Origin of the sequence: Pseudomonas sp. NFPP25 (assembly GCF_900116505.1) — a bacterium.
GTDB lineage: Bacteria > Pseudomonadota > Gammaproteobacteria > Pseudomonadales > Pseudomonadaceae > Aquipseudomonas > Aquipseudomonas protegens.
In genome coordinates, this window is sequence record NZ_FPBG01000001.1 from 1002046 (window position 1) to 1017428 (window position 15383).

13 protein-coding genes are annotated in these 15383 nt (G+C 68.5%); all 13 read left to right on the plus strand.

Annotated features, from left to right (window positions below; genetic code table 11):
• Positions 1-10 precede the first annotated feature (10 nt).
• The 13 genes from BM382_RS04190 (at position 11) to BM382_RS04250 (ending at position 15303) form a co-directional block, all read left to right on the plus strand.
• Entirely contained in the window at positions 11-964 is a 954-nt protein-coding gene (locus BM382_RS04190; protein WP_011061142.1) for a SphA family protein, read from the plus strand.
• 10 nt (positions 965-974) lie between these two features.
• Positions 975-2015 carry a transporter family protein gene (locus tag BM382_RS04195; RefSeq protein WP_011061141.1) on the plus strand — a complete coding sequence of 347 codons (1041 nt, stop codon included), beginning with the start codon at positions 975-977 and terminating at the stop codon, positions 2013-2015.
• A gap of 12 nt (positions 2016-2027) precedes the next feature.
• Positions 2028-2801 carry a DUF2092 domain-containing protein gene (locus BM382_RS04200; RefSeq protein ID WP_019095218.1) on the plus strand — a complete coding sequence of 258 codons (774 nt, stop codon included), beginning with the start codon at positions 2028-2030 and terminating at the stop codon, positions 2799-2801.
• Positions 2798-3382, plus strand: a complete 585-nt coding sequence (locus BM382_RS31990; protein WP_175456897.1) for a hypothetical protein — start codon at positions 2798-2800, stop codon at positions 3380-3382. Before BM382_RS04200 ends, BM382_RS31990 begins: the two co-directional genes overlap by 4 nt.
• Before the next feature lie 23 nt (positions 3383-3405).
• Positions 3406-4386, plus strand: a complete 981-nt coding sequence (locus BM382_RS04210; protein ID WP_072441949.1) for an AAA family ATPase — start codon at positions 3406-3408, stop codon at positions 4384-4386.
• A gap of 11 nt (positions 4387-4397) precedes the next feature.
• Positions 4398-5348 (plus strand): DUF58 domain-containing protein, encoded by a 951-nt coding sequence (locus BM382_RS04215; RefSeq protein ID WP_019095215.1) that lies wholly within the window; start codon positions 4398-4400, stop codon positions 5346-5348.
• The gene (locus tag BM382_RS04220; protein ID WP_072441951.1) at positions 5345-5923 is read left to right on the plus strand and encodes a DUF4381 domain-containing protein; all 579 of its coding nucleotides are present in this window, start codon (positions 5345-5347) and stop codon (positions 5921-5923) included. Before BM382_RS04215 ends, BM382_RS04220 begins: the two co-directional genes overlap by 4 nt.
• Entirely contained in the window at positions 5910-6908 is a 999-nt protein-coding gene (locus BM382_RS04225) for a vWA domain-containing protein (protein WP_072441953.1), read from the plus strand. Before BM382_RS04220 ends, BM382_RS04225 begins: the two co-directional genes overlap by 14 nt.
• A 1-nt stretch (position 6909) precedes the next feature.
• Complete coding sequence (locus BM382_RS04230; protein WP_072441955.1) at positions 6910-8502, plus strand: VWA domain-containing protein; 1593 nt, start codon at positions 6910-6912, stop codon at positions 8500-8502.
• Positions 8499-9827 (plus strand): BatD family protein, encoded by a 1329-nt coding sequence (locus BM382_RS04235; protein WP_072441957.1) that lies wholly within the window; start codon positions 8499-8501, stop codon positions 9825-9827. Before BM382_RS04230 ends, BM382_RS04235 begins: the two co-directional genes overlap by 4 nt.
• The gene (locus BM382_RS04240; RefSeq protein ID WP_072441959.1) at positions 9824-10849 is read left to right on the plus strand and encodes an HAD family hydrolase; all 1026 of its coding nucleotides are present in this window, start codon (positions 9824-9826) and stop codon (positions 10847-10849) included. Before BM382_RS04235 ends, BM382_RS04240 begins: the two co-directional genes overlap by 4 nt.
• An 89-nt stretch (positions 10850-10938) precedes the next feature.
• Complete coding sequence (locus BM382_RS04245) at positions 10939-12525, plus strand: arylsulfatase (RefSeq protein ID WP_011061132.1); 1587 nt, start codon at positions 10939-10941, stop codon at positions 12523-12525.
• Positions 12526-12795: 270 nt separating this feature from the next.
• Positions 12796-15303, plus strand: coding sequence for a fused MFS/spermidine synthase (locus BM382_RS04250; protein WP_072441961.1), 2508 nt, complete (start codon positions 12796-12798; stop codon positions 15301-15303).
• Positions 15304-15383 lie beyond the last annotated feature (80 nt).

Consider the following 15383-nt stretch of genomic DNA (forward strand, 5'->3'; position numbering starts at 1 on the left):
GGAGCCCGTCATGCCCAGCCCTTCGCCCCTGCGTTCATCCCTGGCCCTTTGCCTGCTGGCGGCCAGCCCCTTGCTGCATGCCGCCGAAGGCGGGGTCGGCCGGCCCATCACCGGCCAGCAGATCTACTCCAATGCCGGGATCATCCCCCCGGAACCGGGCTGGGTGATGTCCCTGACCAGCATCTACTACGACGGCGAGCTCAAGGGCAGCGGCCAGGTGCCGATCATCGGCGATCTCAGCTCGGGGCTGAAAATGAAGGTGTCCTACACCATGGGCAACTTCACCCGGGTCTGGGACACCGGCAAGGGCCGCTGGAACTACGCCTCGGCCATCGGCGTGCCGGTGCAGTACACCGACATCCAGGCCAGCCTCACCGGCCCCCGCGGGCGCACGGTGGGCACCCAGGACAGCGGCACCCAGTTCGCCGACCTGCTGGTCACGCCGATCGCCGCCGGCTACCACATCAACGAGCGCGACCATATCGCCCTGTCGCTGCCGATCTACGTGCCCACCGGGGCCTACAACGACAACCGCCTGGCCAACCCCGGGCAGAACAACTACACCTTCATGCCGACCATCGCCTTCACCCATCTGGACGGCAAGGGCGGCGAATTCAGCCTGATGGGCGCCCTGGAGTTCTACACCCGCAACGACGCCGCCGACTACCGCAACGGCGACATCCTGCGCCTCGATGGCTTGTGGACCCACGGCTTCGGCAGCGGCTGGAACGCCGGGCTGGTGGTCGGTTACATCCAGCAGATCAGCGACGACCAGGGCCCCACCGCAGACAAACTCAACGGCTATCGCGGGCGCTCCGTGGGCGCCGGGCCAACCCTGGGCTGGAGCGGCAAGTTCGCCGACGCCCAGGCCAACATCAGCGCGCGCTGGATCCCCGAGTTCGACACCAAGAACCGCCCCGAGGGCAACGGCGTCAGCGTCAACCTGACCCTGGCCTTTTTCTAGGAGCACGCCAATGCGTATCGCTTGCCAGTTGGCCCTGTGCTCCACCCTGCTGGGCAGCCTCGCGGCCCTTGCCAACGAACTGCCAGCCCTGGGGGAAGACGGCAAGCGCCCGGCGGCCAAGGGCGATCCCGAGACCTGCCGGCAGTTGCAGGAAAACTTCGATATCGACCTCAAGCAAGTGGTCAAGGCCGGCTGCGAACCCTCCACCGAGCAGATCGCCAAGCTGATGGACAACCCGGTGGGCAACCTGGTGCTGCTGTTCAACCAGTTCGACTACACCGCCCTCAAGGGCCCCCATAGCAACGGCACGCGTTACCTGGGCAAATACAGCTTCATGCCCACCTTCCCGATCTCCCTGGGGGAAGACTGGAACCTGATCAACCGCCTGCCCATCAGTTATGTCAGCGCCCCGGTCAACCGCAAGGCCGGCAAACTGGTGGGCCTGAGCCCCTATGAAGTGCTGAGCGACCGGGACTTTCCAGCGCTGATCGAAGACCCCTTCCAGCGCACCAGCGGCTTCGGCGACCTGGCCTACGTGGGGGTGTTCTCCCCCAAGGAGCCACTGCGCTTTGCCGGCGGCGGCAAGCTGGTCTGGGGCGTGGGGCCGACGGCGATGTTTCCCACCGCCGAGCAGGACGTGCTGGGCACCGGCAAGTACTCCCTGGGCCCGGCCTTCGTCGCCGCCTACCTGGGCCCGGACTGGACCCTGGGGGTGTTTCCCCAGCACTGGTGGTCGGTGGCCGGCGACGGACGGCGCAAGGACGTCAGCCTGAGCAACATCCAGTACTTCATCCAGCGCGCCCTGCCGGGGCCGGCCCAATGGCGGATCGGCATGACCCCCAATGTCACCGTCAACTGGAAGGCCGACGGCGGCAACAAGGTGACCTTCCCCATCGGCCTGGGTGCCGGGCGCATTTTCAACGTCGGCAAGTTGCCGGTGAGGATCTCCGGCGAAGTCCAGTACTCGGCGATCCACCCCGACGACCAGATCGGCAGCCGCTGGAATTTTCGCCTGTCCTTTATCCCGGTCATTCCCACTTTCATGTTCTGAACGGAGCCCGCCATGTCCGACCGTGCCCGATTCTCTGCTGTGCTGGCCGCCCTGCTCGGCCTGCTCTGGGCCGGTGCCCCGCTGTACGCCGCCGATGAGCTGGAACCTCGTGCCCTCGGCGCCCTGCAGCAGATGGGCAGCTACCTGCGCAGCCTGCGCCAGTTCGCGATCCAGGCCGACAGCGTCACCGACCAGTTGCTGGAAAGCGGCCAGGCCGTGGAATTTCGCCACCACACCGAACTGCTGGCCCAGCGGCCCGACAGGCTGCGGGTCAGTGTCGAAAGCCAGGGCGCGCGGCGCAGCCTGTACTACGACGGCGAAGCCTTCACCCTCTACGACAGCCGCGGCCCCTACTATGCCCGAGCCCCGGCGCCCGCCAGCATCGACGCTCTGGTACAGCGCCTGAGCGACAGCTACGGCATCGAACTGCCCCTGGCGGACCTGTTCCGCTGGGACGCCGACACCGCGCAGAAGGTCGGCCTGACGTCGGCGCTGTACATCGCCAGCGAGACCCTGGGCGACCAGCGTTGCGCCCACTACGCCTTCCGCCAGAGCGACATCGACTGGCAGCTGTGGCTGCGCGAAGGGCCCCGGCCCTTGCCCTGCCGCCTGGTCATCAGCCGCCGCGACAGCCCCGAGCAGCCGCGCCACAGTGTCGACTACCGCTGGCAACTCAAGCCGGCGCCAAGTGCCGCAAGCTTCGCCTTCAAGCCCCCGGCCGGCGCCACGCAGGTGCCATTGCGGCGCCTGGAGCGCAGCGCAGCACAAGGGGAGGTACAGCCATGAAGCGCAATCACTGGTTGCTGTGCAGCGTCCTGACCCTTGGCCTGCTGCAAGTGTCCGCGGCCCAGGCCTGGCAATTGCGCGGTGGCGGCGGCGGTGCCCGCACCTTCGTCGTGCCCCACGGTGGGGGCGGCCCGGCGCCGAGGCCCATGCCCCAGCCGCGGCCGATGCCGCACCCCATGCCCCAGCCACCGCAACCGGCGCCGCATCCCGAGCCCCATCCCTATCCGCAGCCCCATCCCGGGCCAGGACCAGGGCCCGGCCCGCATCCTTATCCCGGCCCGGGCCCTGAGCCACACCCCTATCCAGGGCCAGGGCCCCAGCCTTATCCGGGGCCGCCCGGGCCACCGCCACCACCCCCCGATCACGGCGATGACTGGTACCACCCCTGGGCCGCAGCGGCGGTGGTCGGCGCCACCACCGCCGCGGCATTCGCCATCGGCACCCAGGTCGACAGCGTGCCGCCGGACTGCGTTTCGGTGGTGGCCAGCGGCGTGGCCTACCAACACTGCGGCAACACCTGGTACCAGCCGCAATACATCGGCGGCAGCCTGCGCTACGTGGTCGTGGCGGCCCCCTGGTAATGGCTATGCACAAGGAACCGAGCATGAGCGCACGTAACGATATACAGGCCCTGCAAGCCAGCATCAGCGAAGCGGTGCTGGGCCAGGAAGCGGTGATCCGGCAGATCGTCATCGGCCTGCTGGGCAACGGCCACCTGCTGCTGGAAAGCCTGCCCGGGCTGGCCAAGACCCGCACGGTCAAGGCCCTGGCCCGGCACCTGGAGGCCAGCATGCGGCGCATCCAGTTCACCCCCGACCTGCTGCCCTCGGACATCACCGGCGCCGAAGTGCTGCACCAGGAACAGGGGCAGAACCAGATCCGCTTCCAGCCCGGGCCGCTGTTCGGCAACCTGATCCTGGCGGACGAGATCAACCGCGCTCCGGCCAAGGTCCAGGCAGCGCTGCTGGAAGCCATGGAGGAACGGCAGATCACTGTGGCCGGCACCAGCCATGCCCTGCCCGAGCTGTTCATCGTCCTGGCGACCCAGAACCCCATCGAGCAGGAAGGCACCTACCCCCTGCCGGAAGCGCAGATGGACCGCTTCCTGATGAAGGTGCTGCTGGACTACCCCCAGCCCGAGGACGAAAGCCAGGTGCTGCGCCTGCTGCGCGCCGAGGAACAGGCCCTGGGCAGCGCCACGCCCGGGGTGCCGGGCTTTGCCTTGTCCCAGCAGGTGATCTTCGATGCCCGCCGCGAAGTCGGCGCGGTGGCCGTGGCCCCGGCCATCGACCGCTACCTGATCGACCTGGTCAACGCCACCCGCCACCCCGCCGACTATCACCCGGACCTGGGGCGCTGGATCGCCATCGGCGCCAGCCCCCGGGGCGGCATCGGCCTGGACCGCTGCGCCCGCGCCGATGCCTGGCTGCAGGGCGAGGATTTCGTCAGCCCGGACAACGTGCGCAGGGTGCTGCACCCGGTGCTGCGCCACCGCCTGCAACTGAGCTACGACGCGGTGGCCGACGGCGTCGGCGCCGATCAGGTGCTGGACCTGCTGCTGGACAGCGTGGCCATCCCGGCCTGAGGAGAACCGCCATGGCAACGCCACTGCACGAAGCCGACGGGCAGGTCTATGTCGCCCTGAGCCAGCTGATGGCCCTGGAGTTCCAGGCCCGTTCCCTGAGCTTTGTCGCCCGCCAGCCACAAGCCAGCATCCTCGCCGGCAACCACGCCTCGCGCCTGCGCGGGCGCGGCCTGAACTTCGACGAACTGCGCCGCTACCAGCCCGGCGACGATCTGCGTCACCTGGACTGGCGCGCCACCTTGCGCACCGGCAAGGCGGTGGTGCGTACCTTCACCGAAGAGCGCGACCGCCCGGCACTGATCCTGGTGGACCAGCGCATGTCGATGTTCTTCGGCTCGCGGCGGGCCTTCAAGTCGGCCCTGGCCGCAGAACTGGCGGCGCTGGCGGCGTGGATGGTGTTCCAGGCCGGTGACCGGGTCGGCGGCCTGGTGTTCAACGACCAGGGCATCGACAGCCTCGCCCCGCTGCGTAGCCGCAAGCGCGTGGAAGCCCTGTGCAGCCGGATCGTCCAGCACAACCAGCAACTGCACGCCGGCAACCCCGACCATGAGGGCGACGCGCAGTTGGACCGGGTGCTGCAGCAATGCCTGAACCTCGCCGCCCACGACCACCTGGTCTGTATCGTCAGCGACTTCGCCGGCACCAGCCCGCGCACCCTGCAGTACCTGCGCCAACTGGCCCGGCACAACGACGTGATCGCCCTGCAGGTCTACGACCCCCTGGCCCTGGAACTGCCGCACAACGGCCGGCTGCTGGTGACCCAGGGCCAACTGCAAGTGGAACTGGCGGTGGAGCAGCGCCAGGTGCACCGGCCCCTGGGGGACTTCCTCAGTGGCCGGCTCAAGGACGTGGCCAGCCTGCTGCGCCGCAGCCAGGTGCCGCTGATGATGTTCAGCACGGCCCAGGAGGCCCTGGGACAACTGCGCAGCGAGCTGGGCAGGCTGGGAGCGCCGCGGCGATGAACCCGACCCTCCCCAGCATCGACCAGTTGCAGGAAATGCCCCTGCCACCACCGCCCGCCTACCTGCCGCAGACCTGGGGCTGGGCCGTGCTGCTGGCCCTGCTGCTGCTCGGCGCCCTGGCCTGGGGCGCCCGGCGCTACTGGCGCTGGCGCCGGGATGCCTATCGGCGCGAAGCGCTGGCGCAACTGACCCGGCTGCAAGCCAGCAACGAGCGCATCCATGCCCTGCGCGCCTTGCCCGAACTGCTCAAGCGCGTGGCCCTGTCCATGCCCCCTGCCCCCCACGCATCCCGTGGGCGCCGACCTGCCGGGGAAGCCTTTGCCACAGCCACCCGCGCTTTCGCGGGCAAGCCAGCGCCTGCAGGCCCGCGGGGGGTGGCGGCGCTGCGAGGGGCGGATTGGCAGGCCTTTCTGCAACAGCATTGCCCGCTACCGCTGCCCGATGATTTCAGCCAGCAACTGGCCCTGCTGGCCTACGCTCCCCAGGCGCAATTGCAGGCCCTGTCGCCCGCACAGCAACAACAGTTGTTCGAGCAGTGCCGCACCTGGGTGGAGCAGCATCATGTGGCAGTTTGACTCTCCCTGGCTGTTGCTCCTGCTGCCGCTGCCCTGGTTCGGCTACCGCTGGCTGCCCGTCTACCGCGAGGCCCGCAGCGCGGTGCGGGTGCCGTTCTTCGCCGCCATGAGCCGCGCGGTCGGCCAGGCGCCGCAACCGTCCGGCAGCCGCCGCAACCGCGGGCAGTTGCTGCTCAACCTGCTGGTCTGGGCCCTGCTGGTGCTGGCGGTGGCGCGGCCGGTGTGGGTCGAGCCTCCCCTCGAACAGCAGCGGCCGGTACGCGACCTGATGCTCGCCATCGACCTCTCGCAATCGATGCAGACCCAGGATTTCAACGACGCCAACGGCCAGCGGATCGACCGTCTGAGCGCAGTGAAAGAAGTGGTCCAGGGCTTTATCCAGCGGCGCAAGGACGATCGCCTGGGGCTGATCGTGTTCGGCAGCGGCGCCTTTGCCCAGGCGCCCCTGACCCTGGACCACGCCAGCCTGAGCCTGCTGCTCGAAGACAGCGGGATCGGCATGGCCGGGCCCAACACCGCGATTGGCGACGCCATCGGCCTGGCGCTCAAGCTGCTGGAACAGGCCAATGAACCAGAAAAAGTGCTGATCCTGCTCACCGACGGCAACGACACCAGCAGCGCCATCACCCCACAACACGCCGCCGCCATGGCCGCAGCCAGAGGCGTAGTGATCCATACCATCGGCATCGGGGACCCCAGCGCCGAAGGTGAAGCCAAGGTCGACCTGTCGGCCCTGGAGCAGATCGCCCGGACCACCGGTGGCCGCTACTTCCGCGCCGAGGATCGCAGCGCCCTGGACCAGGTCTACGCCACCCTCGACCGCCTCACCCCCCATCAAGTGCAGACCCTGCGCCACCAGCCCAAGCGCGATTTGTTCCATTGGCCCTTGGGCGCTGCCTTGGGCCTGCTGGTGCTGTATCACCTGCTGGCCTGGCTGGCGCCGCGCCTGCGCCCGAACCGGGTTCGCCCGCCGCAGGAGGCCTGAAATGCAGCTCAACCTCAGCGACCTGCACCTCCTGCGCCCACTGTGGCTGCTGCTGATCATTCCCGGGGGCTTGCTGCCCTGGCTCTGGCAGCGCCGGCATGACCTGCAGGCCCGCCTGCGGGGCACCATTGCCCCACACCTGCTGACGCACCTGCTGGTCACCCCGCAGGACTCCCAGCGCCTGCGGCCGGTGCATCTGCTCAGCGCGCTGCTGGTGCTGGGCGCCCTGGCCGCTGCCGGCCCCACCTGGGAACAGGACCGCCCGGATTTCCTGCACAACCGCGCACCGCTGATCATCGCCCTCGACCTGTCCCCCTCGATGAACGCCAGCGACCTGCCGCCCAGCCGCCTGGAGGCCGCCAAGCACAAGTTGCAGCAACTGGTGCAGCAACGCCGTGGCGCCCGCACCGGGCTGATCGCCTACGCCGGCAGCGCCCACCTGGTACTGCCGGCCAGCGACGACCCGGCCTTGCTCGACAGCTTCATCCAGGCCCTGGGCAGCGAGCTGATCCAGCGCCCGGGCAAGGATGTGCTGGGGGTGATCCGGCAAGCCCAGCGCCTGCTCCAGGCCGAGCACAGCCCCGGCAGCCTGCTGCTGATCAGCGACGGCGCCGACACCTCGCAATTGGCGGCGATCAAACAGCAACTGGCCGGCAGCCCCTTGCAGGTACTGATCCTCGCGGCCGGCAGCAGCGACGGCGGGATCATCCGCGACGCCAACGGCCAGCCGCTCACCAACAGTGACGGCCGCCCGCAACTGGGGCGTTTCGACAGCGCCGCGCTCAAGCAACTGGCCGCCGCCAGCGACGCGCCCCTGGGCAGCCTGACCCTGAATGACGACGACCTGGACTGGGTGCAGTTGCATGCCCAGCAGCATTTCACCGCGGCCAGCGCCCCCGACCGGCAACTGCAATGGAAAGACGCCGGCTACTGGCTGTGCTGGCCACTGCTGCTGTTGGCGTTCTGCTGCGTGCGCCGCGGCTGGAGCCTGAACTGGCTGGGTGCCCTGCTGCTGGGCCTGGGCTTGAGCCTGCAAGCGCCGACGGCCCGGGCCAATACCTTGGCCGACGCCTTCTTCAGCGCCGACCAGCAAGGCCGCTGGGCCTTCGAACAAGGCCACTACCCGGCCGCCGCCGCGCTGTTCACCGACCCCTACTGGAAAGGCATCGCGGCTTATAAAGCGGCGGACTTCGATCTGGCCCTGGCCAGCTTCGCCCGCCTGGACAGCGCCGCGGCGTATTTCTACCTGGGCAATATCCATGTGCGGCGCTTCAAGTTCGACGAGGCCATCGCCGCCTATCAGCAAGCCCTGAAGTTGCAGCCCCGGTTTGCCGAGGCCAGTGCCAACCTGGCCCTGGCCCAGGCGCTGAAAAAAGACACCGAGAGCGCGCAGCAGAACGCCCCCGAGGTCAAGCCCGATGCCATCAGGTTCGACAAGCCTGCGGGCAAGGGCCAGAGCAAGAAGGTCGAGACCCAGCAGGCCGCCAGCGACGAGCTTTGGCTGCAGAACCTCAGCACCTCCCCGGCGGCGTTCCTGCGGCAGAAGTTCAGCCTGCAGGACCTCGACAACACCACGCCGCAGGTGACGCCATGAACCCTGTAGCGCTGAGAGGGCTGTGGGCAATGGCGCTTGGGCTGATGCTCTGGGGCTGGCAGGCGCTGGCGGCAGAGCCGCAGTTGCGGGTGCAGGCCCAGTTGCAGCCCGATACCTCGGTGATGGTCGGGCAAACCCTGCAGTTGCAGGTCGATGTGCTGACCAATACCTGGTTCACCCAGGCCGCGACCCTGCCGGAGCTGCAACTGCCCGGGGCCCTGGTGCTGGCACCCGACGGCGAAGCCGAGCACTTGAACCAGACCCTCGACGGGCAGCCGTTCTTCGGCATGCGCTACCGCTACCGGATCACCCCGCAACAGGCCAGCTCGTTCCAGATCCCGCCCCTAGTGGTGCGCGCCACCCCGGCCCAGGCCAGCGCCGAACAGTCGGCGCAGACCCCGCCCCTGGCCTTCAGCGCCAGCCAGCCGCCGGGCTTCGCCCCGGGGGAAACGGTGCTGGTGGCCGATGATCTGCGCCTGACGCAGACCCTGCGCTTGTCCACGACACCAGCGGCGGTGGGCGACACCCTGGTCCGCGAACTGACCCTGCAGGCCGACGGCCCGCCGGGGTTGTCCCTGCCGCCGCCGCAAACGGCCGCCGTGGCCGGCCTGGAGGCCTACCCGGTGGCCCCGCGCATCAGCAACCTGGATGACGGTCGCGGGCATATCAGCGGTGGCCAGCGCATCGATCGCCTGAGTTACAGGATCCAGCGCCCCGGGCACTACCAACTGCCGGCGCTGCGGATCAAATGGTGGAACAGCCAGGCGCATCGGGCCCAGGTCAGCGAGTTGCCGGCCTTGAGTTTCGAGGCCACGGCCGCCAGCCGCTATCAACCGGTGTTTTCCATCCGCGACGATCTCCAGGCCCTGGGCCGGCAAAACCCCTGGCGCATTTCCCAGTACCTGGTCGGCCTGGCCCTGCTGCTGGCGCTGGGCGTTGTGGCGCTGTACCTGGGCCGCCCCTGGTGGCAACGCGGGCAGCAGGCCTGGCAACACTGGCGGGCCGCCCGCCAGGCCGCCTGGGAGCGCTCCGCCGCCTGGGCCTGGGAACAGGTGCCGGGCCAGCTCAAGCAGCAGCCGCCGCAACTGGGTGCCCTGTACCTGTGGTGTCGGCGCAGCAGCGGCCGCCTCGATCTGGCCAGCCTGGGCCCGCGCCTGCGCGCCCTGCTGCAGGCCTGCTATGGCCCGGCGCCCCACGCCGGTGCGGCGCTGGAGCAACTGCGCCAGGCGTTGCCGGCGCTGCACGCCGAAGGTACGCCGCAAGCCCCTTCTCAAGGCCACGGCCTGCGCCCCCTCAACCCCCGTCACGAGAAGGATTTCCCATGACACTTCCAGCCCCCTGGCGCGTGCGCCACCTGCCCCTCCTGCTGCTGTTGCTGGCCGCCCCGCTGCTGGCCCAGGCCAATAGCGACCCCTTGCCCTCGTGGAAGGACGGCCCGAGCAAGCAGGGCATTCTCGCCTTCGTCCAGGCGGTGACCACCCAGGGCAGCCCGGACTACGTGAAACCCGCCGAGCGCATTGCCGTGTTCGACAACGACGGCACCCTGTGGAGCGAGCAGCCGGCCTATTTCGAGGTGCTGTTCGCCTTCGACGAAATCAAGCGCCTGGCGCCCCAGCACCCCGAGTGGAAGACCCGCCAGCCGTTCCAGGCCGTGCTCGAAGGTGATCACCAGGCCCTGGCCGCCAGCGGCATGCACGGCCTGCTGCAGATCATCGGCGCCACCCATACCGGCATCAGCAGCGAGGCCTTTATCGACAATGCCCGGCGCTGGCTGGCCGAGGCCCGCCACCCGAAGACCGGGCGGCCGTTCAACCAGATGATCTACCAGCCCATGCTGGAAATGCTCGACTACCTGCGCAGCCAGGATTTCAAGACCTACATCGTCTCCGGCGGCGACACCGCCTTCATGCGCGCCTTCGCCGAAAGCGCCTACGGCATCCCGCCGGAACAGGTGATCGGCAGCAACTTCGTCACCCAGTGGCAGTTCCAGGACGGCCAGCCGTCGATCCTGCGCACCGCCAAGCTGGCCCACAACGACGACGGCCCGGGCAAGCCGGAAAGCATCGACGGGATCATCGGCCGGCGCCCGCTGCTGGCCTTCGGCAACTCCGACGGCGACCTGCAGATGCTGCAGTGGACCGCCGCCGGCAGTGGCAAGCGGTTCATGGCCCTGGTGCACCACACCGACGCAGCGCGCGAGTGGGCCTACGACCGCAAGTCCCAGGTCGGGCGCCTGGACCAGGCCCTGGATCAAGCACAGCAGCACGGCTGGACGCTGGTGGACATGGCCGCCGAATGGCGGCGGATCTACCCCTTCGAGCCCCTGGCACCCGAGCAAGCGCAATGACCACAGGAGAAGCAACAACAGACGCAAGGCAGGACAGCACTCAACGTGGCTCGCCCCAGGCGAGCGAACCCGAAAAAGGAGCAAGTCAGATGACTCGCATACGCAAGTGGCTACCCAAGGCCGCCCTGGTGGCGACCGCGGTGATGGCGTTCTCGGCAACTGCCGGGGCGGCAGAGAAACCCAATATCCTGGTGATCTTCGGCGACGATATCGGCCAGACCAATATCAGCGCCTATTCCATGGGCGTGGTCGGCTACAAGACACCGAACATCGACCGCATCGCCAAGGAAGGCATGCTGTTCACCGACTACTACGCGGAGAACAGCTGCACCGCCGGGCGCTCTTCCTTTATTACCGGGCAGACGCCGCTGCGCACCGGGCTGTCCAAGGTGGGCATCCCCGGGGCCCCGGTGGGCCTGCAAAAACGCGACATCACCATCGCCCAGGCGCTGAAGTCCCAGGGCTACGCCACCGGCCAGTTCGGCAAGAACCACCTGGGCGACCGGGATGAGTACCTGCCCACCGCCCACGGTTTCGACGAGTTCTTCGGCAACCTCTACCACCTCAACGCCGAAGAGGAGCCCGAGCGCCCCTACTGGCCCAAGGACGACCCGGACTTCGTCAAGGCCAACTCACCACGCGGGGTGATCCACAGTTTTGCCGACGGCAAGATCGAGGACACCGGCGCCCTGACCAAGAAACGCATGGAGACCATCGACGACGAAACCACCGCCGCCGCCCAGGCCTTCATCGAGAAGCAGGCCAAGGCCGACAAGCCGTTCTTCGTCTGGATGAACACCACGCGCATGCACGTGTTCACCCATGTGCGCGAGTCCATGGCGGGCCAGAGCGGCATGCCCGGCAACGAATACGCCGACGGCATGGTCGAGCACGACAACGATGTGGGCAAACTGCTCAAGACCCTCGACGACCTGAAGATTGCCGACAACACCATCGTCGTCTACACCACCGACAACGGGCCCAACCAGTTCTCCTGGCCGGATGCAGCGACCACGCCATTTCGCAACGAGAAGAACTCCAACTGGGAAGGCGCCTACCGGGTGCCGGCGATGGTTCGCTGGCCGGGCAAGGTCAAGGCCGGGGAAGTCTCCAACGAGATGTTCTCGGGGCTCGACTGGTTCCCCACCCTGCTGGCGGCGGCCGGCGACAGCGGGGTCAAGGACAAGCTGCTCAAGGGCTGGGCCCCCACCACTGGTGGCGCCAGCTTCAAGGTGCACCTGGACGGCTTCAACCAGTTGCCCTACCTGACCGGCCAGCAGCCCAAGGGGGAACGCCACGAGTTCTACTACTTCAACGATGACGGGGTGCTGGTGTCGATGCGCTTCGACAACTGGAAAGTGGTGTTCTGCGAACAGCGCCAGCCCGGCGGGTTCAGGGTCTGGAGCGAGCCGTTCGTATGCCTGCGGGTGCCGAAGATCCTCAACTTGCGGATGGACCCCTACGAGCGGGCGGACGTGGTGTCCGACCAGTTCTATGACTGGAACACCAAGAACGTCTACCTGGCCGGGGTGGCGGTGACCAAGTCGGCGAAGTTCCTCGAGACCTTCATCGAATACCCACCGAGCCAGAAACCGGCGAGCTTCAGCATCGACCAGATCCGCGCCGCGGTGGATGCCAAGATCGCCGAGAAAATGAAGGCTCAACCGGCCCAATGACCCGACGCCGCCCGGCCCACCGGGCGGCCTCTCCCCCCACACAGCAGGCGTCGGCTTGCCGACGAAGAGGCCCGCAAGCCCTGCGTCATCCTCGCCAACGCCTTCGCTGGCAAGCCAGCTCCTACGGGCGGGTACGCATATTCCCTGTAGGAGTCGGCTTGCCGACGAAGACGTCCGCCAGTCTTGTACTACGCTTGAGTCCGCATTCGCCGGGACTCCGGCACCTGCCCATCCGTAGGGCATTTCGATTTCTGCATAAGGCCATGGAACATGAGTTCTCCCCTCTCGCGGCCACACCTTGCCAGCCACAGCCTCGATACCCGCGCGCAGTGGTTTCCGGCACTGCTGTTATTTGTCTCCGGCGCTGCGGCGCTGATCTTCCAGGTGCTGTGGATCAAGCAACTGTCCCTGGTGGTGGGGGTCGAGGTCTATGCCATCACCACTGGTATCAGCGCCTTCTTCGCCGGGCTGGCCCTGGGCGGCTGGCTGTTCGGCCGCCTGGCCGACCGGGTGGCCAATCCCTGGCGCCTGTACGCGCTGCTGGAATTGCTGGTGGCGCTGACGGCCGTGGGCGCGACCCTGGCCCTGGCCGGCGCCGCCGCACCCTTCGCTGAACTGGCCCTGCACCTGGGCCTGCTGGCCTGGGGCCTGCCACTGCTGCTGGTGGGCGCCCCGGCGGTGCTGATGGGCGGCACCCTGCCGGTGCTGGTGCGAGCCCTGGCGGCCGACCCGGGGCAACTGGGCCGCGCCGGTGGCAGGCTGTACGCAGCCAACACCGCCGGGGCAATTGCCGGCACCCTGCTCAGCGCCTTTGTGCTGATTGCCACCCTCGGCGTGCGCGGCAGCGCCCTGGCCGCCGCGCTGCTGAACCTGCTGGCGGCCCTCGGTGCCCTGGCCCTGCAACAACAGCAGGCCCTGCCCGCCAGCGCGCCGGCAAAGCTGGCCCGCAACCCGCGGCCGGCACGCCTGGCCCTGCTGCTGTACAGCCTCGCCGGCGGCGTGGCCCTGGGCTACGAGGTGGTCTGGTCGCAGTCCATCGTGCCGTTCATGAGCACCCGCACCTACGCCTTTGCGGTAGTCCTGGCCACCTACCTGGGCGGGCTGTTCCTGGGCAGTAGCCTGATGGCCCCGCGGGCCGACCGGGTACGTGACCCCTGGGGCCTGTTCGGCCTGCTGATTGCCGGTGCCGGGCTGCTGGCCCTGCTGGAAATGGCGCTGCTGGGGCGCTGGCTGATCCTCGCCCAGACCCAGGTCGAAGCCCTCATCCTCAGCCTGGGGGGCAGCCCGCTGCTGGGCATGAGCGGGCGCTTTGCCGTGGCCGCGCTGTGCATCGTGTTCGTGCCCACCCTGCTGCTGGGGGCGGCCTTCCCCCTGGCCCTGCGCCTGTGCTGTGACGGCCGCGCAGTGGGCCGCGACGTTGGCGCCGTGCTGGCCTGCAACACCCTGGGCGGGATCATTGGCGTGGCCCTGTGCGGCTTCGTGCTGATCCCCTGGCTGGGGCTGGTGCGCACCCTGGGGCTGCTGGCGCTGATCGCAGCGCTGGTGGGCCTGCTTGCCGTGCGCCAGGGCCCCGGGGTGAACAAGGGCCGGCGCCAGGGGGTGGTTGCCCTGGGGCTGCTGTCCCTGGCCGTGGCCCTGCTGACCCCGCCCCAGCGCCTGGCGCAACTCCTGCCCGGGGCCCGCCACGCCGAACTGAGTTTCTACCAGGAAGGCCGCGGCGCCACGGTGGCGGTGGTGACCCAGGGCCAGCCCGAGCGGCGCTTCCATCGCCTGTATATCCAGGGCGTGTCGAACACCGGCGATGCCATGCCGTCACTGCGCTACATGCGCATCCAGGCCCTGCTGCCGCTGCTGATCCACAACGGCGAGCCGCGCTCGGCGCTGGTGATCGGCTTCGGCACCGGGATCACCGCCGGGGCCCTGCTGCGCTACCCGGGGCTGGAACAGCGGGTGGTGGCGGAATTGCTACCGGCGGTACTGGAAGCCGCGCCGCTGTTCCAGGGCAACTTCAATGCCGCCAGCGACCCGGGCATTCAGATCCGCCTGCAGGACGGGCGCCAGGAACTGCTGCGCAGCCCGCAGAACTATGACCTGATCACCCTGGAACCGCCGCCGCCCTCCGCTGCCGGGGTGGTCAACCTGTACTCCCGGGACTTCTACCAACTGGCCGCGCGGCGCCTCAACACCCAGGGCCTGGTGGCCCAGTGGCTGCCCCTGCCGACCCAGAACACCGAAGACTCCCGCGCCCTGGTGCAGAGCTTCCTCGAGGTCTTCCCCTACGCCACCCTGTGGACCAGCGAGTTCCACGAGATGCTGCTGGTGGGTTCCCCGGACCCCATCGAGCTGGATGCGGCCAGGATCGAGCGGCGCTTTGCCCAGGACAGCGTGCGCAGCGCCCTGGGGGAAGTCGGGGTCAATTCCGCCCAGGCGCTGCTGGCCACCTGGGTCAGCGACCGCGACGGCCTGCAGCGCTTTGCCGGCGATGCCCCGGCGGTCACCGATGACCGGCCGCGCATCGAGTACGCACCCTGGGTGCGGCCACGGGAGATCAACCGGGTTCTGCCGGAGCTGCTGAACCTGCGCCATCCACCGGTGCTGGTGAATGTCAGCCCCGAGTTTCGCCAGCGGATGAACCAGGAAAGCCGCAACCTGATGCAGTTCTACCGCGCCAGCCTGCACGCCTATGAGGGCGACCGCGAAGCCTGGGCCCGGGAGATCCGCGAACTGCTCCAGGTGGATGGCGGCAACCCCTACTACCGCTGGTTCGTCGGCCAGTGAGCTGAAGCGCCCATCCCGGGCCGTTGCATGCGGCCTGGGACTTTTTTTCAGGAAACCGGTAGGGTGCGCAGTTTCAGCGC